A 26,442-nucleotide genomic window follows, 5' to 3' on the forward strand; every position below is an offset into this window, starting at 1 on the left:
AAAATCTGCCTTCAATGCAGGATATCCTTTCTTTTATCACAGAAAATCCGCATCTTTCCGGCAAACGGGAAATAGCAAAGGCTTTTAATCTAAAAGGTGATGCACGCATATGGTTGAAAGACCTTTTGCGTAACCTAAAGGATGAGGGACTGGTTTCCAAACAGCGAAAGAACATCGTTGTCAAGAACGGCTTACCACCGGTGACTTCGTTAGATATATTGAAACGCGACAAAGACGGTGGTTTCCTTGCTCGTCCGGTCGAATGGGAAGGTGATGAAGCACCTTTGGTTTCAGTGCATCCATCGCGTCATGGCCGCGGCCCCGCCATTGGTGTTGGCGATCGGATACTGGCAAAGATCTTCCGAAATAAAGCGCCTGATGGTCCCGCCTATACTGGTCGGGTCATCAAAAAGCTCGACGAAAAAGCGGCAACGACAATTGGTGTTCTCCGCCAGACGGATAAGGGTGAATGGCGCTTAGAGCCCATTGACCGAAAAGCCGGCGAAGTTGTCATCGACGCGACTGCGGAAATGCATGCAAAAGTGGGAGACCTGGTTGAGGTCGAGATTGGGCGTGACAACCGTTATGGACTTAAACGCGGTCGTGTGCGTGAGGTATTGGGTGAGATAAAGAGTGAAAAGGCTCTTTCAATGATCGCCATTATCTCTCATGACATTCCCTATATTTTTCCGGAATCCGTTATAAAGGAAGCAGAAGAAGCCAAACCTGTTACAATGGATCATCGCGAAGATTGGCGTGAATTGGGGTTGATAACAATCGATCCATTTGATGCAAAAGATCACGATGACGCTGTTCATGCCATAGCAGATTCCGATCCCGCCAATGAAGGCGGCTTTATCGTAACTGTCGCGATTGCCGATGTCGCCTATTACGTCAGAACCGGAACAGCGCTCGATATTGAAGCCCTTAAGCGCGGAAACTCAGTCTATTTTCCGGATCGCGTCGTGCCAATGCTGCCTGAACGTATTTCTAACAATCTCTGTTCCTTGCGTGAGGGAGAAGACCGTCCCGCAATGGCGGTACGAATGGTATTTAATGCTCAGGGGCACAAACGCAAACACAGTTTTCACCGGATTTTGATGCGTTCTGCAGCAAAGCTGTCCTACCAGCAAGCGCAAGCCGCAATAGATGGAAAAACCGATGACAAAACGGCTCCATTGCTCGAGACCATACTGAAACCGTTGTGGGCTGCTTATTCAGTCTTACGTCATGCAAGGGAAGAAAGGCAACCACTGGAACTGGACCTGCCCGAGAGAAAAATACTTCTTGATGAACAGGGACGTGTCGAAGATGTAGTTGTACCGCCGCGGCTTGATGCGCATAAGCTGATAGAAGAGTGTATGATTCAAGCCAATGTTGCGGCAGCCGAGACTTTGAAGGCAAAAAACCAACCTTTGATATTCCGCGTTCATGACCAGCCCTCGCTCGCCAAACAGGAGGCATTACGTGAATTCCTCCATTCGTTAGGCATGTCGCTTGCACGCGGTGCAGAGCTGACCCCTGCCCGTATGAATGGAATATTGGCACGCGTCGATAAGACAGAACAACAGGAATTGGTCAATCAGGTCGTTTTGCGTTCACAATCGCAAGCCGAGTATACACCTGAAAATATTGGCCACTTTGGCTTAAACCTGCATAATTATGCTCATTTCACATCTCCAATTCGTCGTTATGCCGATCTTATCGCTCACCGAGCACTGATACGTGCCTTAAAACTTGGTAGTGATGGCCTAACAGACAATCAGCAAGGCGAACTCGATGATATTGCGGCATCAATCTCGCTGACTGAACGTAGAGCCATGGGAGCAGAGCGTGAAACCGTTGATCGGCTGATTGCCCATTTTCTAGCGGATAAAATTGGCGCAACATTTCACGGTCGTGTAGCAGGCGTCACAAAATCTGGCCTGTTCATCGCGCTTGATCGGCTTGGTGCAGATGGTTTTATTCCCATCTCTACGCTTGCGTCGGATTACTATCATTTTGATGAAGCGAGACATGCGTTGAACGGAGAGCGCAGCCGCAAATGGTATCAACTTGGCGATAATGTCGAGGTTCGACTCGTCGAGGCGCAGCCGATTGCAGGTGCTTTGCGCTTTGAAATGTTAAGCCCGCCCCGTCCATTGCCGTTTTCGCCTTCATCTTTTCATAAAAGCCAGAAAGGCAAACGCGATAATGGCCGTACGGCAAGAAGAGGACGCAGGCGTTGAATAGCACATTGCTTGCGAAATCACGTCCAAAACGTCCGCAAAATGCTGCGACATTGCTCATCGTGCGTTGGAAAAACCAAATTCCTTTTGTGTTGATGGGCAGAAGACATCACCAACACGCTTTTTTGCCCGGTTACTTTGTCTTTCCCGGTGGACGAGTTGATCGAGCTGATTATCATGTCAACGCAGATGCTCCGCTGCATGCAGTTGATGAAAAACGTATATTGTCAGAATTGGGAAAAGCTGGGTCAGCCAACGCTGCCAATGCCATTGCGTTAGCGGCTATTCGTGAAACCTACGAGGAAACGGGGCTCCTGATCGGAAAACGTTTGGGTGTGATGCAGAAATCGCGCATTCATCCGCATTGGGCGTTCCTCTACAAACACCGAATCATTCCCGTTCTATCATCACTGCGGTATTTTGCGCGTGCGATTACCCCGCCACGAAATGTCAGGCGATATGACACACGTTTTTTTTTGACAGATGCCGCAAATGTACTCAATCCATTAGACATGCAGCCTTCAGAAGAGCTTGAGGACTTACAGTGGGTTAGTTTCCAAGCACCGGAGGATTTATCCATTCACCCCATAACACGGGAGATCATGAAAATAGCTGCACAGGTCTTACAGAAATCGCCGTTGTTACACGATCCGGTTCCTATTGAATTCTTTCACGCCGCGCATGGCACTCAACATCAAGATACAATCGATATTTACTGATGCATACCGAAACACCAGACTGCAATAACCATTCATGGCGTGCCATCATTGCGGCCACCGCCACCATCGGGGCCGTAGGGGTAGCTTTAGGTTTGGGAACGCAATTGATTTCCCTTTTGATGGCCGCGCGGGGTTTTTCCAGCAGTGTTATCGGCTATAGCGGCACCGTCGGGGGAATAGCCACCATTATAGCAGCTGTTTTCGCTGCACGAATCGCGATGAAACTTGGCGTCGCAAGATCTATTCTGATTATGATGTTTGTCGGCTGCGCAAGTTTTCTCGGATTTTATTATTTCCAGTCGATATGGATATGGTTTGTACTACGTTTCACGTTGCATTTTGCCATGACCATTATGTTTATCCTATCGGAATTCTGGGTAAACAGCTCTGCACCGCCCAAAAGACGCGGCATGGTGTTGGCATTCTATGCAATAACTCTCGGTCTTGGATTTACCGTGGGTCCCACCCTACTTGCCCGAGTCGGAAGCCATGGATTCATCCCCTTTGGGACAGCATGTTTTCTTATTGCTCTGGCCGCAATTCCTATTTTGGCAGCGTGGCGTTTAAGCCCGCAATTCAAGGATGGGGAACACGTCGCGTTTTTACCCTACATTTTCTCGGTCCCCACCTCAACCATGGCTGTTTTGGTCTACGGTGCAATCCAGATGGGCGCTTTGACGCTTATCACCCCTTTTAGTCTTTCGCTCGGCTATGCCGAAAATGAAGCGGCGAAATTCATGGCCATACTGGCGCTTGGTAATGTATTATTGCTTATTCCAATCGGTATCATTAGCGATTTCGTGAAGGATCGCCGTTATCCGCTTATGGGATGTGCAATAATAGGTCTTGCTGGAACGTTGGCGGTTCCTTGGATTGCGCATTTTCAGTGGGCGCTCATGCTTGACCTGTTTATTTTAGGCGGCGTTTCAGCCGGACTTTATACAATCGGGCTTGCACAGCTTGGTGCGCGTTTAAAGGGGCACGAACTGGCTGCGGCCAATTCTGCCTTTATCTTTTGCTATGGCATCGGTATGCTGGTTGGGCCTGCTATCATCGGCAAGGCAATGGATATTTTTAATCCTTATGGATTTTCGAGCACGATGGCCGCTTTTTTTGGGCTTTATATCATTTTAGTGCTGTCGAGATTGATTGGAAAGCTTTTCCGCTCTTGACTTTTTTCACAACATCCGTAGTGTCGCCGCAAAATCCGCTTGCGCCGGAAATGCGTTCCGGCAGCAGGGCGGTGTTATTTTTGTAAGAACAGGACCCTTATCATGGCCAAGGCAGCAACCATCAAGATTAAGCTTTTGTCGACTGCAGATACCGGTTTTTTCTACGTTACGAAGAAAAACAGCCGTACAATGACTGACAAAATGAGCAAACGTAAATATGACCCGATTGCTAAAAAGCATGTCGAGTTTAAAGAAACCAAGATTAAGTAATCGGTTTCTGTCGAACACAAAAAACCTGCCTTTGTCACGAAGGCAGGTTTTTTTATTATCCAGAACCGCATTTATCGGGGCATGACACTGTTCAAGCCAAGGCCATAAAGGCCCTCTATGTCAAGACGGCATATCGTTGCAAAGTGTGACGAAAAGACAGAATCAGCTTTCTTGGCTGCGTGACATATCTGTTTTTTCCATCGCTTTTATCAAAAGCTCATCGCGATCATAGACATCATCATAGTATTTGATCTGACCTTTCTTCACGTCGGGCCAAGCGGTAAAATATGTCAGATAGACGGGGACTTGTTCTTTCAGTGAAACACTGCGTTCATTTTTACCAAAGTAGGGCTGCAAGTCTGAAACGGATTTCCCCAATACCGCAGCAGCCATTTCACGGGGATGCTCCAACCGGACGCACCCGTGACTAACGGCGCGCATATCGCGCGTAAAAGCGGTTTTATTCGGCGTATCATGCAAATAAATATCATGCTTGTTCGGGAAAAGGATCTTCAGTTCGCCGAGTGCATTATTTTTGCCCGGCATTTGGCGAATGCTGACACCATTGCCCGTGGAGGCCACCCGTTGCCAATTGACTGCCCCAGCAGAAACCCGCTTTCCAGCGCTGTCATAAAGCTCATAATTGTTGCGGGAAAGATATCCATTATCACTAACAATGCGCGGTAACATTTCGTTTAAAACGATTGAGCGTGGAACGCCCCAAGATGGATTGAAAGTGACCAATCGAATATTATCATAAAAAAAGTAGGTTTGATTACGCGGGCTCCCAACAACGACTTTCATATCCAGCTTAATTTGATGGTCATCAAAATACTGTGCGCGATATGAGGCTTGATTGATAAAGACGTAGCGATTGCCAAAGTCGTGCGGCAGCCATCGCAAACGTTCGAGAGATGCAATAATCTTTTCACGTTTGACGGCGGCGTTATCATTCATCAGCGCAGAAATTGTGGCCGGGCCAATAACACCGTCTCCATTATTGCCGACAAGTTTCTGATACGCGACGATGGCATCGCGCAACTCAAGATCGTAACTGGTATCCGTTTGATGTTTTTCCAGCACATCACGATGGGAGTCCAAATATGACCGAGGAGCTCTCTGTAAAAGCAGGCTTATAAACTGCGGCAATGCACTGTCATTTTGTCCGGGCTTTATAACGGTATTACGAGCCAACTGCACAGTGTGAGACGTATCGGAATGAGGCAAATTTGCCAGTTCCAGTTTCAATGCCAAATAGGCGTTAGACTGTGGCAGATATCCACTCAACATCGTTTGTGGTTGATCGGTACCGTTTATCTGCTGCATGATCATATCAAGATCGAGATTTTTTCGTGGAAGATCATGAAACGCTGATAACCTATCCGCGATGATGCGTCCTTCTGCGGCATCTGTGACATAACGCAACGCGCGCGCACTTAAAGCAACATCAAACGCAAGAAGGGCATCATTGCGTGCTTCGCCCGTGAGAGAGACGTCTGGCTCTTGGACCATATAATCATTTGGCTGCAAACCATCTTCATCAGCGCGATTAAAAAATCGCAATAGCTGTTTAGCCTTATCGTTCAAACTTCCGTTTTGAGACCAAACATAGCCTCGATGAAGGCTATAAAATTTAACAATGGCATCTGCTATTGGCTTCTCCGCCTTCACATTGACTTTAGAGAAATCATGCGACTGGGAAGGCGCATTCACAGGGGTTTCATCACTGCCTATTCCTTCCAGCACCACATTATAAGGTGGCAATAAAGGAAGCCTTGTCTCGGCCGTGCTACTGCGCGTTGAATTGGTCGCCTGGAAATCGATCTGTGAAAAATCAATAAGAACGAGTTTTTCTGGCTTATAATCGTAAACCTTGGGTGCCGAAACAGTAACGCGCTTCATATCAGCCGCCTTCACCTTAGGCGTCATAGGGCTCTTCGGCACAGTAGGCGCAACTTGTGCAGGCACTGACACGGGTGCAGTGGACCTTCTACCAAACAATTCCATAAGACTGTTGGCAGCATCAGCAGGCGTCAGCACTATCGGAGAAACGCTGAGCATTGCCGAAGCGATGATTGAAGCAGTGACTTTGGTAAGTGTTTTGGTGGTCATAGCAAAGGGTATCCGGATGACAATGGAGAACACTTAAAACATTTTGGTATAAAAGCTCTTAAATCAAACCGTTATATGGACACATAGATTGCCCAAAGATCGACTTTTGAGATAAAGCTAAGACAAAATAAAAGATACCCCGGAGTTAAACGAATGTCTGACGTGCAACAATACGAGTTGTTCCCTATGGAACAGGATGAAACCGTTTATAAAAAGCTTACAGACCAGTTTGTGCATCGTGATACTTTTCGCGGTGAGGAAATGGTGGTTGTTGACACCGAGGCTTTAACACTACTCGCGGATGCGGCATTTGCCGACATTAATCATCTGCTTCGGGCCAGTCACCTCAAGCAATTGGCAGCCATTCTATCCGATCCTGAAGCCACCGATAATGATAAATTTGTTGCTTACGATCTACTCAAAAACGCCAATATTGCCGCTGGAGGTATTCTTCCGATGTGTCAGGACACCGGCACGGCAATTATCATGGGTAAAAAAGGCAGGCGCGTATGGACTGAAGGAAACGACGAAGCTGCACTTTCGAAAGGGGTTTTAAGTGCGTATCAGCGCAAGAATTTGCGTTATTCTCAGGTCGCCCCCCTTTCAATGTTTGAAGAGAAAAACACACGCAACAATCTTCCCGCCCAGATAGATCTGTATGCCGAGGGGGAAGATGCCTACAAATTCCTCTTCATGGCCAAAGGTGGCGGTTCTGCAAACAAGACTTACCTTTATCAAGGGACACCTTCGCTTTTGACCCACGACCGTTTGATCGATTTTTTAAAGGATAAAATTCTATCGCTCGGCACATCGGCATGTCCGCCCTATCACTTGGCCATTGTCATAGGTGGCACATCGGCTGAAATTAATTTGAAAACCGTTAAACTCGCTTCAGCACGTTATCTCGACGGGCTGCCAACCAAAGGTTCGGATAGCGGTCACGCATTTCGCGATGTTCAGATGGAAAAAGAGATTCATAAACTTACGCAACAAATGGGGGTCGGTGCACAATTTGGTGGAAAATATTTCTGTCATGACGTCCGTGTTATTCGCTTACCGCGTCATGGTGCATCGCTTCCAATCGGATTAGGGGTGTCATGTTCAGCTGACCGACAGGCGAAGGGAAAGATCACCAAAGAAGGTATCTTTCTGGAGCTGTTAGAAACCAATCCCGCACAATATATGCCGGATATTGATGAGGAACGCCTGACATCTCATGTCGTCAAAATTGACCTGAACCAACCAATGCAAGAAATTCTAGCAGAGCTTGCAAAACATCCTGTAAAGACCCGGCTTTCGTTGAGCGGCCCTATTATTGTTGCCCGTGATATGGCACACGCAAAAATTCGCGCTCGACTGGAAGCGGGAGACCCTATGCCGAAATATTTCAAAAACCATCCCATCTATTATGCTGGACCTGCGAAAACGCCAGAGGGTTATGCATCGGGCTCGTTCGGCCCCACCACTGCGGGACGCATGGATTCGTTCGTTGATCAATTCCAATCCTTCGGCGGCTCAATGGTGATGCTCGCCAAAGGCAATAGATCAAAAGCGGTACGTGATGCCTGTCAGGCGCATGGAGGATTCTATCTTGGCTCTATTGGTGGACCGGCTGCACGATTGGCACAAGATTGCATCAAGAAAGTTGAAGTGGTCGAATATCCCGAATTGGGCATGGAAGCCATTTGGCGCATTGAGGTGGTCGACTTCCCTGCCTTTATTGTTATCGACGATAAGGGAAATGATTTTTTCAAAGAACTTAACTTAAGCTGAATGATCGTATTGGTAAACAGAACGACTTATTGAAGGAATAGACAGATTGGCTGCTTTTTTGGAAGTTCTCGGCGTTGTTCTTGCTGGCGGCCAATCTTCGCGCATGGGACGAGACAAAGCCGACTTGCAAATAGGTCATGCTACGCTGTTACAACTTGCTGTTGAGAATTTTCGAGTAAATCAGTTGGACGTGGTTATTAGTTCCAACACAACCAGCCACGATATCGGCGATACGAATATCAAGTTTATAGCCGACGATGAACATCACAGATATTCCGGCCCCTTAGCGGGAATCGCTGCAGCATTACAATACGCGCAATACCGTAATTACGCATTCATCGTTACTATCCCGGTTGATAGTCCGATCATACCAGACGATTACTTTCAGCGTATGCTGAAAAATATTGGCGAGCAACAACCGATACGACTTGCTGAAACTCCGGTTGGCTTACAACCCGCATTCGCGCTTTGGCCGGTATATCTTCTACCGGAATTGCAAGCTTTTATGGCTAGCTCTCAAAAGAAAAGCATTCGCGCTTTTGCTTTCGGACAAAAGGCGGAAACCATATCGTTTGACAATCCTTATCCCAAGGGCGCATTCTTTAACATTAACACGCTGCAAGATCTCGAATTTGCAAAGCGGGAAATCTTTGGGAAAGAATGAAGGAAATGCATAAGGTTTTTGGTGTAACAGGTTGGAAAAACAACGGAAAAACAACCATGGTTGTTCGTCTTGTTGAGCAATTGACTGCACGCGGCTATCAAATTGCCACCGTCAAACACGCCCATCACGACTTTGATATAGACCATGAGGACACAGATTCATGGCGACACCGCAAAGCCGGCGCAAAAGAAGTGGCTGTGGTATCATCACGCCGATTTGCTATTATTCATGAAAATAAGACAGATGAGGAGCCTATCCTTTCAGATATGCTCAGTCGCCTTTCTCCCTGTGACTTGGTTATTGTTGAAGGCTATAAAAAAGACACGCATGACAAATTGGAAGTTCGTAGAACAGGCGGCAAAAGCGGTGATGCATTAAGCGATACCGATCCACATATAGTGGCGATTGCAACCGATATGCCGATAGCTGATACTCAGATTCCGATATTTGATATCGACAATATCGCTGCAATAGCCGATTTCGTTGAACACCATATGCAACTCAAACATAAATAGAGAAGATAAATGCTTACACTCTGGGGACGCGCAACTTCCAGCAACGTCAAAAAAGTTCTTTGGACGCTCGAAGAGATCGGGCTTGACTATCAACACATCAAGGCTGGCGGAGCTTATGGCGGGCTTGATACGCCGGAATTTCTCGCCTTGAATCCAAACGGATTGGTGCCAACGATCAAGGATGATGAACTGGTATTATGGGAATCAAACACCATCGTCCGCTACCTCGCTGCACGCTATGGCAAAGGGGTTCTGTGGATTGAAGATTGTTCCAAACGGGCTTCCGCTGAAAAATGGATGGATTGGACCATGGGAACACTGTTTGAACCGTTCAAGGATATTCTTTTCCACTCGGTGCGTCTTCCAGTTGAGGAAAGAAAAGCTGAAAAGGTAACATCCGGCGTCCAAAATTTTGAAAACGGTTTGAAAATTGTTAATCGGGCACTGGCAGAGGCCCCTTACCTCTCAGGCGATGCACTAGGCATCGGTGATATCATCACCGGGGTATTCGTTTATTATTATTACGCACTCGACTTGCCCCGGACACAATCGTTCAGCAATGTAGAAGCGTGGTACAAAAAATTGCAGGCTCGTCCGGGTTACATCAAACACGTCATGACGCCAATCACATAAAGCTAAAATCCGCATGATGAAAAGCAACCGGTCTTGGTCAAAATCCGGCAAGCGGCGTTTTCGTTTTACCGATATTGCTGTGGCGATCGTTGTGATCGGTGTGGCAGCCTTTTTGAGTTGGCCAGAAAACAAAGTTCCATTGCCAAATGACGGGACGGATAACATTTTGACCGGGAAACCCCGAATAGCTGATGGCGATTCTCTCGTTATCTCTGGCACGAAGGTTCGACTGATTGATATTGATGCACCTGAGCTTCATCAACTCTGTGGCCCTAAAGAGAGCCGGTACGAATGCGGTGTAAGAGCCAAAGCACATCTTGGCTCGCTTATTGCAAACCAACTTGTTGTTTGCACGTGGCAAACCAAGGATAAATTTCACCGGATATTGGCAAGATGCAAAGCCGGTGAAATTGATCTCAACAAGCAAATGGTCGAGGATGGCTGGGCGGTAAGCTATCATGGCTATCCGGTACAAGAAACGTTAGCACGTCGTGAGCGACGCGGCCTCTGGGCTTCTCCCTTTCAGCGACCGCGAGATTGGCGCCGGAGCCATCCGCGCTAAAGCATTTGTTCCGCCGACCGTTGCAGTTTGAAACGCATGACTGCATATATAGGATTATGAAATCAGCATTCCCCTGCCTAATTGATAAGCTCAAGGATGATGTATCGCATTGCAGGATATGTTATGATGCCCCCCTATATCTGCCGCCTCTCCCCCACGAACCGCGACCTGTGGTCTATCTATCAGCCAATGCAAAGATTGCAATTGCGGGTCAAGCGCCTGGATTGCGCGTGCATGAAACGGGCATTCCTTTCAACGACAGATCCGGCGATCGCCTGAGAGAATGGCTCGGGGTATCCAATGAACAATTTTATGATACGAGCAAATTTGCGATTGTGCCAATGGGATTGTGTTTTCCTGGTTATGACAAAAATAAAAGTGACCTCCCGCCTAGAAAAGAGTGCAAAACCATTTGGCATGACAAGATTTTTGCAACTATGCCACAGATCGAGCTTGTACTTGCTATCGGAGGATATGCCCAAAAATACCACATTGACGATCATCGAGGCACATCAGTTACGGCTACCGTTCAAGATTGGAAAAATATTCTCAATATGAAGCAATCGCGCGGGTATAATGTTCTTCCATTACCGCACCCTTCATGGCGTAATACAAGCTGGATCAGGCGCAATACCTGGTTTGAAAATGAACTACTACCAAAACTAAAAACGCTTGTCCGGCAATTTTCATAGTTTTAATAGAATAATTTTTGAATTAATCTATTTATATGAAATTATTTTTCGTGTAAGCAGAGGTTTAATACTGATTTTATTTAATCTATGGATGTTGCTATGGATCGTCTTGATAGAAAAATTCTTCGGCTTCTTCAGGAAGATGCTACACTGGCTGTCGCCGATGTTGCAAAGAAAGTCGGTCTTTCCACCACGCCTTGCTGGCGGCGTATCCAGAAACTTGAAGAGGATGGCGTCATTCAACGGCGCGTTGCGGTTCTATCGCCTGAAAAGGTCAACACCCGCGTCACCGTCTTCGTTTCAGTACGCACTGGGTCCCACAACCATGAATGGTTAAAGCGCTTTTCAGAGGTTGTTCAGGACTTCCCGGAAGTGGTGGAATTTTACCGCATGAGTGGTGATGTCGATTATCTTCTGCGCGTGGTTGTGCCGGATATCGCGGCCTATGATGTTTTCTATAAAAAACTGATTGCAAAAATTGACATCAGAGATGTGTCATCGGCTTTTGCAATGGAACAGATCAAATATACCACCGAACTTCCGCTGGATTATATGATGCTGGAAAAGGAAAGCAACCGCTCTTAAATGACGCATGCGTTGGATCTTCGAAAGTGTCTGGGCGAGATACGTAAAGCATCACCGGTCGTCCAATGCATTACCAATGAAGTAGCGATGAACTTCAGCGCCAATGTTTTGAATTCTGTTGGCGCATCACCGGTCATGGCTTATGCTCCACAAGAAGCCGCCGAGTTTACAAAAATTGCGGACGCATTAACCATCAACATCGGAACCTTGACCGGGGAACGCTATAGCGGAATGTTGTCGGCCATGAAATGTGCGTCGGAATCGAGAAAACCTGTAGTATTCGATCCGGTTGCGCATTTTGCTTCGCAATTCAGGCGTGATGCAACACGCGATCTATTGTCGTTTAATCCTGCAATTGTTCGGGCAAATGCGTCGGAGATTATCGCCTTTACAGACAAGACATCTGCCAAAGGCGTCGATAGTCGGGATCCGGTGGAAACAGCATATACGGCTGCAATCCACCTCTCTCGTATTAAAAATACAGTCGTTGCAATGTCTGGTTCGACAGATTTTATCACTGATGGTGAAAGCCATTGGGCGCTTAAAGGTGGGCATCCGCTGATGTCCAAAACGTCTGCAACCGGCTGCGCCCTTACATGCCTAACGGGCGCGTTTATAGCAATAATGCCCGATAACGCGCTCCAATCCGCTATCGGTGCAATGGCTTTATTTGCCGCAGCTGGAAAATTGGCAGGCGATAAAGCCGCTGGCCCCGGCACTTTCGTGCCGCTTTTTATAGACGCACTGGCCAAGATCGACGATTATGACATCTCAAACGTTGTTGAAATCTGTCAATGGCGACCTTAGCGTTTAAACGCTGATACCGGCCTGAGAAAATGTAGCCATTTGAGCATGGGTTAATACAGCCGCCTTAACGACGCCAGCAGCCATTGCCGCCCCTGTCCCCTCACCCAAACGCATATTCAGGTCCAGCAAAGGCTCTTTATCGAGCTTTTGCAGAAGTTTCCTATGACCAGGCTCCGCAGAAACATGACCGACAATGCAATGGTCTAGCGCGCGCGGATGAGCCTTGTGTAGGATTGCGGCAGCGGCTGTCACGACGAAACCATCCAATATAACCGGAATGCGTTCCATACGAGCGGCAAGAATAGCACCGACAATCGCTGCTATCTCTCTACCACCAAGGCGCCGCATGACTTCAAAGGGGTCAGAAAGATGGTCTTTATGCAGCGCAATCGCATTTTTAACGGCATTAAGTTTACGTTGATAGAATTCGCCCGTTGAGCCAGTGCCCGGACCAGTCCACTCTTCAGCCTCTCCACCAAACAATCCCATGGAAAGCGCGGCTGCTATTGTGGTGTTACCAATCCCCATTTCACCCAAACACAGTAGGTCCGTTCCGCCCGCGATCGATTCCATACCGAAGGCCATTGTAGCTGCAGCGCCGCGTTCATCCATTGCAGCATCTTTGGTAATATCCATTGTTGGATAGTCCAATGCAAGATCAAAAATTTTCAAACCGAGATCGTAGGCCACGCAAATCTGGTTGATCGCGGCCCCACCAGATGCAAAATTTTCGACCATTTGCTGGGTGACTGATCTTGGGAACGGTGTAACATTTTCGTCCGTTACACCATGGTTGCCGGCAAAAACCGCAACAAGCGGACGGGTCACGATAGGCTTTTCACCGCCTTTCCAGCCAGCGTACCACACTGCGATATCTTCAAGCTTGCCCAAAGATCCCCTCGGTTTGGTCAATTCTGCCTGACGTTTTCTCGCAAGCGTCATGGCAAACTCATCCGGGTCTGGTAAATTGGATAACAAAGCACGGAAATCATCGAATGGACTAAGGGTCACTGAAACATCCTGTCAAATTTGAAACGAATGAATAGAATCTCACATCAGACCGTTCTATAAGCAATTCAACTTAATTTTAATAGGAGCACGGGCGACATTGCGTGATTTTATCAGCCCCACCATGCGCGCTTTGGCATTTCTCTCGCGGTTATCGGTATCAAATCGATGGTTCTCAGCAAATTATACTATCGCCGACGATGCAGCCTATTTTCCGATTGCCGGTGCACTCATTGGTTTGTTCGGTTCCATATGCCTCGGCATTACTTTCATGCTTGGTTTTACGGATGGAATATCGGCGTTTATCGCGATCATGAGCGTGACAATTGCGACCGGCGCTCTCCATGAAGACGGCTTGGCAGATGTTGCGGATGCTTTTTTCGTTACAAAAGACAAAGAGCAACGTCTTGCGATCATGAAGGATTCGCACATTGGTACTTATGGAACTCTGGCGCTTATTTTTTCTGTAGGTCTGCGCACCGCTCTATTCACGACGATTTTAACAAATAATGGACTCTTATCAGCAGCTCTAGCATTGATCGTGGCGGAGGCGGCCAGTCGCGGCGGCATGGTTTGGTTATGGTCGCGGTTACCCCTCGCAAGATTGGCAGGAACAGCAGCCAAAGCCGGCCACCCAACGGCACAGTCAAGTCTCTGCGCCATTGTATCTGCTATCGCGATCATGTTTTTAGGCGCTTTAGGTGTTTTCGGTCTTTTTTGGTTTATCAGTGCTTTAATTGTTTCCGCCTTGTTCATTATGTTTTTTTCAGTAATGTGTCTGCGACGTATCGGCGGTTATACCGGTGATACCTTGGGAGCAACACAACAATGCCTCATGGTACTTCTACTCGTTACCTTTCATTTGGCTTGCTAAAACAAGTTATGATCTATTATTTTGACCGGGGTATCTATGAAATCGTTTTGGCTTATTATCGCCGTTCTTGCCGCCATCATCTTGGTTTTCATGGGGTATAACAATTCCGGCAACGCGAGTATCGATACCGACAAGCTGGCGCAAGCAAGCTATTACGGTATTTGGGGGCTGGTCTTGGCGTCCGGCCTTCTTGGTTCCGGCATCAAGCTCACTCATATGGTGAGAAGTACCGCCATCTGGCTGGCCGCAATCTTCGCGCTGATGCTGGTGTATAATACACGTTACGAAATCCAAGATTTTGCCAGCAACATAACCGCTGGCCTCATCCCAGGCAGTCCAGTTACACGTTACACAGAAGACGGGACAACGGTAACACTCGAGCGTGCAGCCAACGGGCATTTCCAATCACGCGCTGAAGTCGACGGGAAATCCATCCTGTTTACCATCGATACGGGCGCTTCCAGCGTCATATTGTCCTATGAGGATGCTGCCGCTATCGGTATAGACGTCAATAAACTCAGTTTTACGCTTCCCGTGGACACGGCCAATGGGCAGACGCATACCGCGGTAATTATGATTGATGCGCTCAAGATCGGCGCTATAGAACGGCACAATATTCCAGCGATGGTCAGCAAGCGTGGTGATCTTTCGGGAAGCCTACTCGGCATGAGTTATCTTGACCGCTTGTCCGGTTATTCGGTGCGCGGCGATCGCTTGATATTGGTAGACTGACAATATTTCACTCACGATCAATATAGCTGAATGCCAGCCTCAACACATCTGTACCAGCATCATAGTGATTTGCATCACTTGATAGGATTTGCCGCCATTTTCGCGCGCCTTTTCTGCCATGAAACATGCCTACCATATGGCGTGAAATGTGAGACAAGCGTCCGCCGTTTTCTATATGCTTTGCAGCATACTCACACATTTTGTCTATGATTGATGCCTCATCCGTCTTCGCTTCGCTCATCCCATAAATTGCGTTATCAACATCCAAAAGACAGGCAGGATTATGATAGGCTTGACGCCCCACCATGACACAATCAACATTTTGCAGATGGTCAACAGCCTCACCTATTGAATTCACCCCACCATTTATCCCTATGATTTTATTTTTATTTTCACGCTTTAGAGAATAAACGCGTTCGTAATCAAGCGGCGGGATATCGCGGTTTTCCTTCGGGCTAAGCCCTTGCAACCATGCCTTTCGGGCATGCACCCATAAAGCATCACAACCAACACTCCATACTTTGGCGCTCAATTCGTCCAATGCCGGTTGTGTATCTTGATCATCCACACCAATTCTGCATTTTACTGTCACCGGAATTGATACAGCTTGTTTCATTGCCGCAACAGCCTTCAAAACAACATCGGGCTGTAACATCAGGCATGCGCCAAAGGTGCCGGATTGTACGCGATCAGATGGACAACCGACGTTTAAATTTATCTCGTCATAGCCAAATTCTTCACCGATACGCGCAGCTTCCGATAACTTAACAGGGTCGCTCCCACCTAGCTGTAGCGCCAGCGGATGCTCCGCATCGCTAAACCCAAGAAGTCGCTCCCTCACCCCATGTATAGCAGCATCGGCCACGACCATTTCAGTATAGAGCAGCGTTTTTTTAGTTAAAACACGATGGAAAAAACGGCAATGTCGATCTGTCCAATCAAGCATGGGTGCAACAGCAAACTTTGGAATATTGGAAGCTTGGTATATTGGCATTACAAATTATTCTTTCAGACCTTACCTATCGCAGCCAATTGGACAATCGTGACAATGCCTCACTGATGTCCTTTGGCGATCCAGCATAGGAAAAACGCATAGCACGGTTTCCCTCAATAGGATCGAAATCTATTCCCGGCGTCGCAGCAACATTGGTTTCTTCAAGCATTTTACGTGAAAATTCCATACTGTCATTGCTATGTTTGTGAATACTGCAATACGCATAAAATGCGCCATCCATTGGCGCCAGCAAATCAAATCCCATTGCTGGAAGTTGCTGATGGAGATTTTGTCGGTTAATGCGGTAGCTGTCCTTCACAAGTTCCAGCTCTGCGGTGGCATCAAATGCCGCAACGGCAGCCTGTTGCGAAAGCTCGGGAGCAGAAATATAAAGGCTTTGCATAATACGTTCCGCAGCACGTACGGCGACAGCAGGCAGTACCATCCAACCTATCCGCCAGCCGGTCATGCAATAATATTTTGAAAATGAATTTATAACGGTTATGTCGTCACCGAATGATAATGCGGTTACATCGGGTCCCGAAAAATTCAATCGATGATAAATTTCATCCGATATTGCCTTTATCTCATTTTCACGACAGAAATCCGCAATTTTCTCCATTTCGTCGCTTGATATGGACGCACCTGTCGGATTAGCAGGTGACGCAAAAAGCACACCTTTCAGCTTACCGTCCTTATGTGCTTCTGCAAGACGGTCTGCTGTCAACAGCCCGCTCCCTTCCGTCTCGATCTCGACAACCTCTATGCCCAATGCTTTCATGATATTACGATAGGCTGGGTAACCCGGACGCGTTATCGCCAAACGATCACCGACATCAAACAATGCTAAAAAGGCCAGATTGAAGCCGGCAGACGAACCGGTTGTAACAGCGATACGCTCAGGCGAGATGGCAACGCCATGATGCTGATAATAATAGGCTGATATTTTTTCCCGCAGCGGCGCAATGCCGAGCGCGTCCGTATATCCTATATGGCCATCACGCAACGATTTCGCTGCAGTATCCAACACAATACGAGGGCATGGTGCAGCCGGTTGCCCTACAGCCATAGAGATAACTGGCGCGCCCTCGGCACGACGTTTATTGGCTGCAGCCAGCACATCCATTGCAAAGAATGGTTCCACCCGACTTCTTTCAGATAGATAAATCACACTGGCCTCCAACACAAAAAACATATAAAATCAAAGGATATGCCGCACAAATGCCCGAAAGCTATGACTAAAACAACTCAATTTTTCGCGCTTCTCCTATTCAAACCGAAGGCTCGCTGATGATAAAACGGCTGCAAAAGTTAGCACAACGCTTATCTTTCTTCAAAAAAACGTCGCTCAGCGCAATCTTCCGCCTATTTCTGGCCGGTAGTTTAGCTTTTACGCCGTTATTGTCTAACGCCCAAGCACAATCGCAGTCTGTTCCCATCGTTCGTGACGCCGAAATTGAGCAATTGCTGGCAGATTACACAGCGCCGATTTTCAAGGCTGCCGGTCTGAAAACATCAAATATTCAAATCATCATCGTGAATGACCAAAGCTTCAATGCTTTCGTTGACGGAAAGCGTATTTTCGTCAACATCGGCGCCCTCATGCAAGCTGAAACACCCAATGAAATCATTGGCGTGATAGCGCACGAAACCGGCCATCTGGCCAATGGACACCAACAACGCTTGCGTGAACAATTAAAGCGGGCCCAAACCATGGCCGTCATCGGCATGCTTCTTGGCATTGGTGCCGGGGTTGCGGGCGCAACAACCGGAAATCCGTCCGCAGCAGGTGCAGGCGGAGGAATCGCGGCGGGCAGCAGTGAAATCGCCATGCGTACGTTGTTGAACTATCAACGCAGCGAAGAATCAGCAGCGGATAGGGCCGCTGTCAACTATCTCAATAAAAGCGGACAATCGACCAAGGGCATGTTGATCACCTTTGAGCGTTTTTCCAGTGCTCTTGCATTATCCGGCTCCAAAGTGGATCCCTATCGAATAAGCCATCCTCTACCACGCGAGCGTATTGCGGCACTTGAAACTTTGGCAAAACAAAGTCCTTATTTTGACAAAAAAGATCCACCTGAATTGCAACGTCGACATGATATGGCGCGTGCAAAGATCGCTGCGAATACAGGCCAGTTTACTGAATTGAGGCGAATGTTCAAGAATGATCCGCGAGGATTACCCGCCCGTTATGGTGAAGCAATATTGGCAGTTGGCAGCGGCTCGCCGAAAAATGGCGTTGCCAAGGTAAATGCCCTGGTCAAAGAGGATCCAAAAAATCCTTTCTTTCAGGAATTATTGGGCGATGCTTTGATAAAAGCAAACGACCCTGCAGGTGCCGCTGCAGCTTACAAGCGATCTGCCGAACTTGATCCTCGCGGCTCAAGCCTGCTGCGTATAAGTTATGGCCGCGCCCTCCTTTTAACAAATAACCAGAAGAATGTCGCTTTAGCCATCACAGAAATTCGCGATGGTATCAGCAAGGAGCCTGAATTTGCTGCCGGTTACGGCTATCTCGCTATGGCTTATGGCCGGAACGGTCAGGTGGCGCAGGCAGATTTGGCCACAGCTGATATGCATTATTATAACGGAAACCGTATGCAAGCGCGTATATTTGCAACGCGCGCGCAACAGAAATTGAAGCAAGGCTCCGCAGACTGGTTGCGTGCGCAGGATATTCTCAATACAACACAGTCAAGTAAACGTTGAGCAACATAAAGGCATTCCAGATGATCCAATGTATCGAAAACAATAGAAGCCGACACAATAAGATGTCGCAATTGGCGGGCCTTTTAATGTTGTCGGCGGCAGCCTTTATCGGAACCGCAAATGCAGCAGAAATAGACAGCAAAACGCTTGATAGTGTAAAAAGCCAACTTTTGAATGATGCTGATTTTATCAAAACGCTAAGTGACAAGATCACCAATCAGAATTCAGATGACCACATCAAGAAAGTCGTTAAAGATTATCTTGTTCAGAATCCAGAAATCATGATTGAAGTGCAAGACGCACTCAGTCAAAAACAAGAAGAAAAAACAGCAGAAAGCCAATCTGCTGCGATAAAAACCATGTCGAAAGAGATATTCAATTCTCCTGATGACGTTGTTTTGGGCAATCCCGACGGCAAGGTAACGCTGGTTGAATTTTTTGACTATAATTGCGGATATTGCAAACAGTCTTATCCCGATATCCAAGCCCTCATTGACGGTGATAAAGATCTCCGTGTTGTCATCAAGGATTTCCCCATTCTCGGTTCCGATTCCGTCAAAGCGCATATCGTAGCGCGGGCATTTAAACAGCTGTTACCGGCAAAATACCCCGAATTCCATCGTCAACTGCTAACAAGTGAGGGTCGCGCGAACGAAGCCAAGGCTATCGCAATTGCAGTGAAGCTTGGAGCTGAAGAGGGAAAACTTCGAAATGAAATGAAGGATCCAAAACTGCAACAGCCTTTCGTGACCAACGGGCAAATCGCCTATGCGTTGAATATCAATGGCACGCCATCCTACATTTTGGGCAATGAAGTTATGGTAGGAGCTGTCGGCGAAGACATTCTCGAGAAAAAAATCAAGGCTATATCGTCAAATTAGCGCGATACAGGCTTATATTTGTTAAACTTTTGTTGACGTTATAAAGCGGGTGCGGATTTTGCACTTTCGCTTTTTGGTTAACATGCTTATAAGCGGTGATAAGGTTCTTGGCTGTCTGTGAGGAAATCCATGACGGCTCTTATTGTGCAAAAAAATCGTTCGTATTTGCGTTCATGGCAAGTCGGATATGGTCGATGGCCTTAATGAAGCCTGCGATCTTGGTGATAAAATAATAACGGTCTTGACGATCGAGGAGTTAAAAAAGATGGCAACAAAACCTACAGGTACAGCCAAAAGCACCGGTGTTAACAAAGAGCTTATCCGCGATCTTGCTGAAATTCTCAATGATACCAATCTATCGGATATTGAAGTAGAACAGGGTGATCTGCGCATACGCGTTTCGCGCCAGCTTATGGGTGGCGCGCCAGTTCAGACGGTCTATGCACCGGCACCCGCTGCGCAAGCTGCACCGATTACGCCTGCCGCACCTGCTAAAGAAGAGCGCTCCAAAAATGCCGTTACATCGCCTATGGTCGGCACCGCTTATCTTGCACCTGCACCTGGTGCCCGTCCCTTTATTGAAATTGGCCAGAAAGTATCTGAAGGACAGACGCTCATTATCATCGAAGCGATGAAGACAATGAATCAGATATCATCACCGCGGTCAGGCACTGTTACTGCCATTCTTGTTGAAGATGCACAGCCTGTTGAGTTCGGTGAACCGCTCGTTGTAGTTGAATAAGACGGGATCTTGATATGATTCAGAAAATCCTGATAGCCAATCGTGGTGAAATAGCTCTTCGCGTTCTTCGTGCTTGTAAAGAATTAGGGATTAAGACAGTCGCTGTTCACTCCACAGCCGACGCTGATGCAATGCATGTCAGGCTGGCAGATGAAAGTGTTTGCATTGGCCCGCCTCCGTCACGCGATTCTTATCTGAATATTCATCAGATTGTGTCGGCATGTGAAATTACGGGTGCAGATGCTATCCATCCCGGCTACGGATTTCTGTCTGAGAATGCTAAGTTTGCCGAGATTTTGGAAGCCCACGCTATTACTTTTATCGGCCCGACTGCTGCCCATATTCGCATTATGGGTGATAAGATTGAAGCCAAAAAAACTGCGAAACGCCTCGGCATTCCCGTAGTCCCCGGTTCAGACGGTGCCGTCACAGATGATGTTGAAGCGGCTCGCGTTGCTAACGAAATCGGCTACCCCGTTATCATCAAAGCATCTGCTGGCGGCGGCGGCCGTGGTATGAAGGTGGCTCGCTCGGCTGACGAATTATCAATCGCCTTGAATACAGCGCGAACAGAGGCCGGTGCAGCCTTCGGAGACGATGCAGTCTACATTGAAAAATATTTAGAAAAGCCGCGTCATATCGAGGTTCAGGTTATGGGCGATGGTGCTGGCGCTGCCATTCATCTTGGTGAGCGTGATTGCTCTCTGCAGCGACGCCATCAAAAGGTTTGGGAAGAAGCCAACTCACCAGCACTCGACGATAAGGCACGTGAAAAAATTGGTAGCATTGTTGCCAATGCATGTGCAGAGTTGGGCTATCGTGGCGCCGGAACCATTGAATTTCTTTACGAAAACGGCGAGTTTTATTTTATCGAGATGAATACGCGGCTTCAGGTTGAGCATCCAGTAACGGAGGCTATCACCGGAATTGATCTCGTACACGAACAAATTCGTGTGGCTTCAGGCGGCGGTCTTTCAGCCAAACAGAGTGATATTCGTTTTTCCGGACATGCTATTGAATGCCGTATTAATGCAGAAGACCCTGTCAACTTTACCCCCTCGCCCGGCTTGATAACGCATTTCCATACTCCGGGTGGTCTAGGTATCCGCGTAGATTCCGGTGTCTACTCCGGCTATCGCATTCCGCCTTATTACGACAGCCTGATTGGAAAGTTGATTGTCCATGGCCGTACGCGTCTAGAGTGCATGATGCGTCTGCGGCGTGCACTTGATGAATTTGTAGTCGATGGAATCAATACGACGCTTCCACTTTTCCGTGACTTAATCGGCAATGAAGACATAGCAAAAGGCAATTATGACATCCATTGGCTCGAGAAATATCTGGCAGAGAAAAGTTCTGGCCAGCGCCAGTAACATCGCCGATGTCACAAGATGACACATTAGACCCTGAGCTGGTGTTGAACGCCTATGCGCAGGGTCTCTTTCCTATGTCTGAGGATGCGAACGATCCTGAAATATTCTGGGTACGACCTGAGAAACGGGGTATCATACCATTTGAACGTTTCCACGTGCCGCGAAGCCTACAAAAGCGCATAAGGCAAAAGCCTTTCGAGATTCGTTTAGATAGTGATTTTGATGGCGTGATAAAAGGATGTGCAGAAGCTCAGCCCGGTCGTGAAACCACATGGATCAATAAGACTATCCGTGATGCCTATAAACAGCTGTTCGACATGGGTTATTGCCATACGGTAGAAGCTTGGGCTGAGGGAACCTTGGTCGGCGGTCTCTATGGAATTGCGCTGGGGCAGGCTTTTTTCGGTGAAAGTATGTTTGCACGCAGAACAGACGCTTCAAAGATATGCCTTGTCCATTTGGTTGAACATTTACGATCGAATAATTTTAGACTTCTCGATACCCAATTCACCACGCCGCATCTAGAACGATTCGGCGTAGTAGAGGTGCCGCGCAAAGCATATGAAGCACTATTAGCGGCAGCAATGCAGGATGTAGCGACGTTTTAATGCGGCAATGGATACTGTGAAAAACGCTTCACACAGCTTATCTGGTAATCCTATTGGAAAAGATTGAATTTTGTGCACTTTTCTATTTGCCTTTTGGATAGTTTATGCTACTTGCACTGCCGTGTGCCCTTATAGCTCAGTTGGTAGAGCACCTGATTTGTAATCAGGGGGTCGGGAGTTCGAGTCTCTCTGGGGGCACCAATCATTTTCAATGAGTTGTATGTTATCTTCATCACAAAAAAAGTGGTGGGTTTTGTGACGCGGAATATCGTATAAAGGCAGTTTATCTATCCTCTCCCTTTTGAAACTGCGGCACCATCTCCCAACTCTACTCTTCCTCTCCGGTCTTTTTTTGAGAGTATCAAAGTGGCTTGGCTGTGTTCGGTTCATTGCTGTTAGCTGTGGATAACAAGCAGTTTTCTTCCTATGCGTTTGGGAACGATATGCATCGCTACGTCAAGAGGGCTTGGGCACATGATGGTGTCACGCTCAGAAACACCGCGCGCCCTGTTCACGCCGGGCAAGTTTATGCAACTGCCGGCCGACGATAAAATCGTCATGCCGTCGGCAACCCCACCGATCAAGGCAAAAAAGCCCGCTATTTTTATGCCCCGCTGCTTGCCGCCCGTATCCTTCAGGCCCCCGACCTTAAAAGGCAGCAATGTGATTGCCCGAACGATCCGTGGACTGACAGAATCATGCCGCGGCATCAACACCCGCAAGACACGGCCGCGTTAGCCGATCCAGCCAATGGCGGCATTCGTTGCGAACCAGAACTGCCGGAACATGAAGAGATCATGCCGGCAAAGTCTGATTACGATCCAGCGACGCAATTTACCATGCTCGACGAGGTTGACGATGAGCAGAACAATCGCAATTCACGACAGATAAAGCGCGACATGCGCGGCCTTGCCCGCCAGGCAACACTCGATCCCGATGACGGCAGCGACCTTTGAAAGGAAGCCTCATGAAAATCCGCAATACCTTCTCTATCTCACGGCCGAATTGCAAGCCCGCCTTGACCGGCTGGTCAAGCCCAAAACCTGTCACGCGCGTCGATCATCGAGGCCACAATCGCCTAGCTGTTATCCGCGGATGCCGAAAACCAACAGGAAGCAGCCTTTACCCGCCGTCTCGACCAGATGAGCCGTCAGCTACAGCGCCTTGAGTGCGATATCGTCATTCTCACGGACATGACGGCTATGTTCATCCGTTTCTAGCTGACAGCAACCGAACCGATTGCTCCGTAATATCAGGCAGAAGCCAAGGCTTAGGGCAACCTGCGCTTCGACGGCTTCACAATAACCCTCGCCACGCACCCGCAACAGGGCAAGCACTTCAAAAATGAAATACCGGAGGAGAAATGACCAAATACATATATTGAAAAAATGGCCCATGACTTTTGAGAAAATGGAACGTAGACTAAAATGAAACAACGGTGCACATCGCTTGATTTAAAACCAAAATGCAGCCAGAATAACTCGATGTTTCCTGAAATATCTACTGTCAGCATACAGAAACTTTCTTCGATCAGTAATAGATGAAGATTTCTTAAGGTAAAAAAATGGAAAAACTTTATCAAAATGAGCTCGGATATTTAAGAGAATCTGCACAAAATTTTACCAATCTAAACCCAAAACTCGAAAAGTTTTTTGGCAAAACCTCAACTGATCCAGATGTCGAACGATTGATTGAAACATTCGCTTTCTTAACGACGCGAGTTCGATCTGAAATCGATGATGAGATGAACGACTTTACAACGTCGGTCTTATCTGTTGTGTGCCCCAACCTTATTCGTCCGTTTCCATCAACCACGTTGGTAAAATTCAACCCAATTGAAAAAGCCATAACCGAGCGCCAAACAATTAAGGCTAAAAGTGTTATTAAATCAAAGGACATCGATAGACTCGAAAGTCTTTATGTCATGGCTTACGATGCAGATATTTACCCATTGGAAATCAAGGGAGTTAATCTTTATAGAACGCGTGACAATGCCTCACTTTCAATAAAATTTGAATCCTTAACCGGACAACCTTTATCCGAAATGAATATGCAGGACCTTCGCCTGACACTCACAGGTGATAAGCAATCAAAAACCGAATTATTCCTGTGGATCGGGGAATTCATCGATAAAGCCTATATCCAATTTTCAGATGGCAGCAAAAAGCAACTTAACGTTATTAGCCAGATAACGCCTATCGGCTATAGCGATGAAGAGGCCTTACAGCCGCAAACAAAAGATAATTTTATTGCGCATAGAATTTTACATGAATATTTTGTTTTTCCTGATAAATTTCTTGGCTACGATATCAAAAACCTCGCCTCTTATTTCAACAATAACCAAAATGCCACTTTTGAGTTGATTTTTGAGTTCAGCCGGCCTTTTCCTACCGATATTGCAGTGGGAGATGTTGATTTCAGCCTTTATGTTGTCCCCGCCGTCAACCTTTACAAGCATAGTTCGACAATGATTGAAGTACATGATGACAAGGCTTATTATGAGCTCGTCCCCTATGGTCAATTGGTGAATGACATCAGTATTTATGATATAACTTGTCTCAAAAATGCCCGGCAAAACGATCTTAATACCAATATCCTGAATAAGGTTGAATATAAACCTTTCACAGCCCTATCTCAGGATACCGACGATCCCCGTATTAGTGAGGATGTGTTCTATAAGGTTAAGGTAGAAGATCAACTTGATTATAAGAACAAAAAAATATCCCTTTATTTTTGCAAACGCAATGGGCAGCCAGCCATCCCCAACAATCGAAGCCTGATTGCTGAGCTTCTCTGTTTCGATGAAAAACGAACATCCAAACTGAATATAGGGGATATTTGCAAGTCAACAGATACAATGCCGGCTTTTGTTACTTATGCAAACATTACAAAGCCAACAGCAACGGTCTATCCGCCACAGGATAGCCATTTCAATTGGAATCTTATTTCCGGCTTGTCGCCCAACTATCATGATCTGTACAATACGGAAGCGATTAAAAATCTCATCCGTAAATATAATTATGTCATAGCCCATAACCGGCAGGAAGAACGTGAATTTGACAAAAGGCTCAATGGTATCGTCGATGTAAAAACACATCCAGTTGATCGTTTATTTCAAGGAAGACCTGTAAGGGGGATCAGGACAACACTTTGGATCAATGATGATGCTTTTCCCTCGTTGGGAGAGATTTACTTCTTCGGGAGCATATTATCGCATTTTTTCCGGTTCTATGCGACAACCAATGCCTTCCATCAGCTGGAATTTAAGCTGACTAGATCGGGTGAAATATTTGAATGGCCTGTAAGATATGGAACACAACCTTTGATTTAACACTTCATCCCGCCCAAAAAGGTGCGTCGTCGTTCTAAAAGCTAATAACCAAAAGCCGTAGCCAAGCGTTATGCTAGAGTTTTTCATGTAAAAATTTATATTTAAGCAATTTTACCGGATAGGCGGATTGCCAGGAAAATCTATACGCTCCCATGCAGAGCCGTTGAAATGTAAAATATCCTTCATGCCAACGATCCATAGGTCGTCGTCTGTGCATGCCTGTGGCTGCACACCTTCATGGCGGATGGTCAGCAAACGCCAGTTCTGGTTCAGCTTTTTGTCTGGATGCTCTTGCAAATCAACCGCATGGCCGGTGAGCAAATGCGGGGCGTTCGAGATGCCGTAAGCAAGCGAGGCATCAACGCGCGCTGCCTCAAGCTTATAACGGGTGAAGGGTTTGCCGGCAGCATCCTGCTTATAACGGCCGGGATAGTCATAAAGCTCGTAATCCTTCT

At 47.1% G+C, this 26,442-nt stretch carries 27 protein-coding genes and 1 tRNA gene; 23 read left to right on the forward strand and 5 right to left on the reverse strand.

The genetic code is table 11. The features are described from left to right. Nucleotides 1-14: 14 nt before the first annotated feature. From rnr to rpmG, 4 genes are all read left to right on the forward strand, one after another. Entirely contained in the window at nt 15-2,228 is a 2,214-nt protein-coding gene (rnr, locus tag ACYSNS_RS09080; RefSeq protein WP_461722860.1) for a ribonuclease R, read from the forward strand. After that, nucleotides 2,225-2,947, forward strand: coding sequence for an NUDIX hydrolase (locus ACYSNS_RS09085; RefSeq protein ID WP_461722815.1), 723 nt, complete (start codon nt 2,225-2,227; stop codon nt 2,945-2,947). The genes rnr and ACYSNS_RS09085 overlap by 4 nt, the downstream gene beginning before the upstream one ends. Next, on the forward strand, nt 2,947-4,119 hold the full coding sequence (locus ACYSNS_RS09090) for an MFS transporter (protein ID WP_461722816.1): 1,173 nt from the start codon (nt 2,947-2,949) through the stop codon (nt 4,117-4,119). Before ACYSNS_RS09085 ends, ACYSNS_RS09090 begins: the two co-directional genes overlap by 1 nt. 102 nt (nt 4,120-4,221) lie before the next feature. After that, on the forward strand, nt 4,222-4,389 hold the full coding sequence (gene rpmG / locus ACYSNS_RS09095) for a 50S ribosomal protein L33 (protein ID WP_241437046.1): 168 nt from the start codon (nt 4,222-4,224) through the stop codon (nt 4,387-4,389). Between the two features lie 162 nt (nt 4,390-4,551). On the opposite strand, the gene ACYSNS_RS09100 is transcribed toward rpmG, so the two are convergent. After that, nucleotides 4,552-6,501: a L,D-transpeptidase family protein gene (locus ACYSNS_RS09100; protein WP_461722817.1), complete on the reverse strand. Its 1,950-nt coding sequence runs from the start codon at nt 6,499-6,501 to the stop codon at nt 4,552-4,554. Between the two features lie 153 nt (nt 6,502-6,654). Here ACYSNS_RS09100 and ACYSNS_RS09105 point away from each other — a divergent pair, with 153 nt between their 5' ends. From ACYSNS_RS09105 to thiM, 8 genes are all read left to right on the forward strand, one after another. After that, nucleotides 6,655-8,274 carry a fumarate hydratase gene (locus ACYSNS_RS09105; RefSeq protein ID WP_461722818.1) on the forward strand — a complete coding sequence of 540 codons (1,620 nt, stop codon included), beginning with the start codon at nt 6,655-6,657 and terminating at the stop codon, nt 8,272-8,274. A 46-nt stretch (nt 8,275-8,320) separates the two neighbouring features. Then, nucleotides 8,321-8,938, forward strand: coding sequence for a molybdenum cofactor guanylyltransferase (gene mobA / locus ACYSNS_RS09110; RefSeq protein WP_461722819.1), 618 nt, complete (start codon nt 8,321-8,323; stop codon nt 8,936-8,938). Beyond that, nucleotides 8,935-9,453: a molybdopterin-guanine dinucleotide biosynthesis protein B gene (gene mobB / locus ACYSNS_RS09115; protein ID WP_461722820.1), complete on the forward strand. Its 519-nt coding sequence runs from the start codon at nt 8,935-8,937 to the stop codon at nt 9,451-9,453. The genes mobA and mobB overlap by 4 nt, the downstream gene beginning before the upstream one ends. A 9-nt stretch (nt 9,454-9,462) precedes the next feature. After that, nucleotides 9,463-10,086, forward strand: a complete 624-nt coding sequence (locus ACYSNS_RS09120) for a glutathione S-transferase family protein (RefSeq protein WP_461722821.1) — start codon at nt 9,463-9,465, stop codon at nt 10,084-10,086. Nucleotides 10,087-10,099: 13 nt separating this feature from the next. After that, nucleotides 10,100-10,648, forward strand: coding sequence for a thermonuclease family protein (locus ACYSNS_RS09125; protein WP_461722822.1), 549 nt, complete (start codon nt 10,100-10,102; stop codon nt 10,646-10,648). 56 nt (nt 10,649-10,704) lie between these two features. Then, entirely contained in the window at nt 10,705-11,340 is a 636-nt protein-coding gene (locus tag ACYSNS_RS09130) for a uracil-DNA glycosylase family protein (RefSeq protein ID WP_461722823.1), read from the forward strand. 99 nt (nt 11,341-11,439) lie between these two features. Then, nucleotides 11,440-11,925: an Lrp/AsnC family transcriptional regulator gene (locus ACYSNS_RS09135; RefSeq protein WP_461722824.1), complete on the forward strand. Its 486-nt coding sequence runs from the start codon at nt 11,440-11,442 to the stop codon at nt 11,923-11,925. Beyond that, nucleotides 11,926-12,732 carry a hydroxyethylthiazole kinase gene (thiM, locus tag ACYSNS_RS09140; protein ID WP_461722825.1) on the forward strand — a complete coding sequence of 269 codons (807 nt, stop codon included), beginning with the start codon at nt 11,926-11,928 and terminating at the stop codon, nt 12,730-12,732. A 3-nt stretch (nt 12,733-12,735) separates the two neighbouring features. On the opposite strand, the gene cobT is transcribed toward thiM, so the two are convergent. Continuing rightward, nucleotides 12,736-13,743 (reverse strand): nicotinate-nucleotide--dimethylbenzimidazole phosphoribosyltransferase, encoded by a 1,008-nt coding sequence (cobT, locus tag ACYSNS_RS09145; protein ID WP_461722826.1) that lies wholly within the window; start codon nt 13,741-13,743, stop codon nt 12,736-12,738. Between the two features lie 97 nt (nt 13,744-13,840). Between cobT and ACYSNS_RS09150 the strand changes: the two genes are divergently transcribed. Then, the gene (locus ACYSNS_RS09150; protein ID WP_461722827.1) at nt 13,841-14,614 is read left to right on the forward strand and encodes an adenosylcobinamide-GDP ribazoletransferase; all 774 of its coding nucleotides are present in this window, start codon (nt 13,841-13,843) and stop codon (nt 14,612-14,614) included. 36 nt (nt 14,615-14,650) lie between these two features. Continuing rightward, on the forward strand, nt 14,651-15,346 hold the full coding sequence (locus ACYSNS_RS09155; RefSeq protein WP_461722828.1) for a TIGR02281 family clan AA aspartic protease: 696 nt from the start codon (nt 14,651-14,653) through the stop codon (nt 15,344-15,346). 7 nt (nt 15,347-15,353) lie between these two features. Here the strand turns inward: ACYSNS_RS09155 and dusA are convergent, their stop codons facing one another. Both dusA and ACYSNS_RS09165 read right to left on the reverse strand, forming a co-directional pair. After that, nucleotides 15,354-16,340 (reverse strand): tRNA dihydrouridine(20/20a) synthase DusA, encoded by a 987-nt coding sequence (gene dusA, locus ACYSNS_RS09160; protein WP_461722829.1) that lies wholly within the window; start codon nt 16,338-16,340, stop codon nt 15,354-15,356. A gap of 25 nt (nt 16,341-16,365) precedes the next feature. Then, the gene (locus tag ACYSNS_RS09165; RefSeq protein ID WP_461722830.1) at nt 16,366-17,535 is read right to left on the reverse strand and encodes a pyridoxal phosphate-dependent aminotransferase; all 1,170 of its coding nucleotides are present in this window, start codon (nt 17,533-17,535) and stop codon (nt 16,366-16,368) included. Nucleotides 17,536-17,630: 95 nt separating this feature from the next. On the opposite strand from ACYSNS_RS09165, the gene ACYSNS_RS09170 reads away from it, so the two are divergent. The 9 genes from ACYSNS_RS09170 (at nt 17,631) to tssF (ending at nt 25,987) form a co-directional block, all read left to right on the forward strand. After that, complete coding sequence (locus ACYSNS_RS09170) at nt 17,631-19,052, forward strand: M48 family metalloprotease (protein ID WP_461722831.1); 1,422 nt, start codon at nt 17,631-17,633, stop codon at nt 19,050-19,052. Nucleotides 19,053-19,072: 20 nt separating this feature from the next. Beyond that, the gene (locus tag ACYSNS_RS09175; protein ID WP_461722832.1) at nt 19,073-19,933 is read left to right on the forward strand and encodes a DsbA family protein; all 861 of its coding nucleotides are present in this window, start codon (nt 19,073-19,075) and stop codon (nt 19,931-19,933) included. Nucleotides 19,934-20,198: 265 nt separating this feature from the next. Continuing rightward, on the forward strand, nt 20,199-20,675 hold the full coding sequence (gene accB, locus ACYSNS_RS09180; RefSeq protein ID WP_461722833.1) for an acetyl-CoA carboxylase biotin carboxyl carrier protein: 477 nt from the start codon (nt 20,199-20,201) through the stop codon (nt 20,673-20,675). Nucleotides 20,676-20,689: 14 nt separating this feature from the next. After that, entirely contained in the window at nt 20,690-22,048 is a 1,359-nt protein-coding gene (gene accC / locus ACYSNS_RS09185) for an acetyl-CoA carboxylase biotin carboxylase subunit (protein WP_461722834.1), read from the forward strand. 38 nt (nt 22,049-22,086) lie between these two features. After that, entirely contained in the window at nt 22,087-22,656 is a 570-nt protein-coding gene (gene aat / locus ACYSNS_RS09190) for a leucyl/phenylalanyl-tRNA--protein transferase (RefSeq protein WP_461722861.1), read from the forward strand. 125 nt (nt 22,657-22,781) lie between these two features. Then, nucleotides 22,782-22,857 (forward strand) — tRNA-Thr (locus ACYSNS_RS09195). Nucleotides 22,858-23,184: 327 nt separating this feature from the next. Beyond that, nucleotides 23,185-23,394: a hypothetical protein gene (locus tag ACYSNS_RS09200; RefSeq protein ID WP_461722862.1), complete on the forward strand. Its 210-nt coding sequence runs from the start codon at nt 23,185-23,187 to the stop codon at nt 23,392-23,394. Continuing rightward, a complete protein-coding gene (locus ACYSNS_RS09205; RefSeq protein WP_461722835.1) occupies nt 23,355-23,612 on the forward strand; it encodes a hypothetical protein in 258 nt (85 codons plus the stop codon). The genes ACYSNS_RS09200 and ACYSNS_RS09205 overlap by 40 nt, the downstream gene beginning before the upstream one ends. 608 nt (nt 23,613-24,220) lie before the next feature. Then, nucleotides 24,221-25,987, forward strand: a complete 1,767-nt coding sequence (tssF, locus tag ACYSNS_RS09210; protein ID WP_461722836.1) for a type VI secretion system baseplate subunit TssF — start codon at nt 24,221-24,223, stop codon at nt 25,985-25,987. A gap of 111 nt (nt 25,988-26,098) precedes the next feature. On the opposite strand, the gene ACYSNS_RS09215 is transcribed toward tssF, so the two are convergent. After that, nucleotides 26,099-26,442: contractile injection system protein, VgrG/Pvc8 family (locus ACYSNS_RS09215; RefSeq protein WP_461722837.1), on the reverse strand; the 344-nt coding region annotated here is incomplete at its 5' end.

This window comes from Bartonella sp. LJL80 (assembly GCF_054871565.1).

Coding starts and splice junctions, on each gene's coding strand:
- rnr (WP_461722860.1), top strand. CDS start 15: ATGCAGGATATCCTTTCTTTTATCACAGAAAATCCGCATCTTTCCGGC.
- ACYSNS_RS09090 (WP_461722816.1), top strand. CDS start 2,947: ATGCATACCGAAACACCAGACTGCAATAACCATTCATGGCGTGCCATC.
- rpmG (WP_241437046.1), top strand. CDS start 4,222: ATGGCCAAGGCAGCAACCATCAAGATTAAGCTTTTGTCGACTGCAGAT.
- ACYSNS_RS09100 (WP_461722817.1), bottom strand. CDS start 6,501: ATGACCACCAAAACACTTACCAAAGTCACTGCTTCAATCATCGCTTCG.
- ACYSNS_RS09105 (WP_461722818.1), top strand. CDS start 6,655: ATGTCTGACGTGCAACAATACGAGTTGTTCCCTATGGAACAGGATGAA.
- mobB (WP_461722820.1), top strand. CDS start 8,935: ATGAAGGAAATGCATAAGGTTTTTGGTGTAACAGGTTGGAAAAACAAC.
- ACYSNS_RS09120 (WP_461722821.1), top strand. CDS start 9,463: ATGCTTACACTCTGGGGACGCGCAACTTCCAGCAACGTCAAAAAAGTT.
- ACYSNS_RS09125 (WP_461722822.1), top strand. CDS start 10,100: ATGATGAAAAGCAACCGGTCTTGGTCAAAATCCGGCAAGCGGCGTTTT.
- ACYSNS_RS09130 (WP_461722823.1), top strand. CDS start 10,705: ATGAAATCAGCATTCCCCTGCCTAATTGATAAGCTCAAGGATGATGTA.
- ACYSNS_RS09135 (WP_461722824.1), top strand. CDS start 11,440: ATGGATCGTCTTGATAGAAAAATTCTTCGGCTTCTTCAGGAAGATGCT.
- thiM (WP_461722825.1), top strand. CDS start 11,926: ATGACGCATGCGTTGGATCTTCGAAAGTGTCTGGGCGAGATACGTAAA.
- ACYSNS_RS09155 (WP_461722828.1), top strand. CDS start 14,651: ATGAAATCGTTTTGGCTTATTATCGCCGTTCTTGCCGCCATCATCTTG.
- dusA (WP_461722829.1), bottom strand. CDS start 16,340: ATGCCAATATACCAAGCTTCCAATATTCCAAAGTTTGCTGTTGCACCC.
- ACYSNS_RS09165 (WP_461722830.1), bottom strand. CDS start 17,535: ATGTTTTTTGTGTTGGAGGCCAGTGTGATTTATCTATCTGAAAGAAGT.
- ACYSNS_RS09170 (WP_461722831.1), top strand. CDS start 17,631: ATGATAAAACGGCTGCAAAAGTTAGCACAACGCTTATCTTTCTTCAAA.
- ACYSNS_RS09175 (WP_461722832.1), top strand. CDS start 19,073: ATGATCCAATGTATCGAAAACAATAGAAGCCGACACAATAAGATGTCG.
- accB (WP_461722833.1), top strand. CDS start 20,199: ATGGCAACAAAACCTACAGGTACAGCCAAAAGCACCGGTGTTAACAAA.
- accC (WP_461722834.1), top strand. CDS start 20,690: ATGATTCAGAAAATCCTGATAGCCAATCGTGGTGAAATAGCTCTTCGC.
- ACYSNS_RS09200 (WP_461722862.1), top strand. CDS start 23,185: ATGCAACTGCCGGCCGACGATAAAATCGTCATGCCGTCGGCAACCCCA.
- ACYSNS_RS09205 (WP_461722835.1), top strand. CDS start 23,355: ATGCCGCGGCATCAACACCCGCAAGACACGGCCGCGTTAGCCGATCCA.
- tssF (WP_461722836.1), top strand. CDS start 24,221: ATGGAAAAACTTTATCAAAATGAGCTCGGATATTTAAGAGAATCTGCA.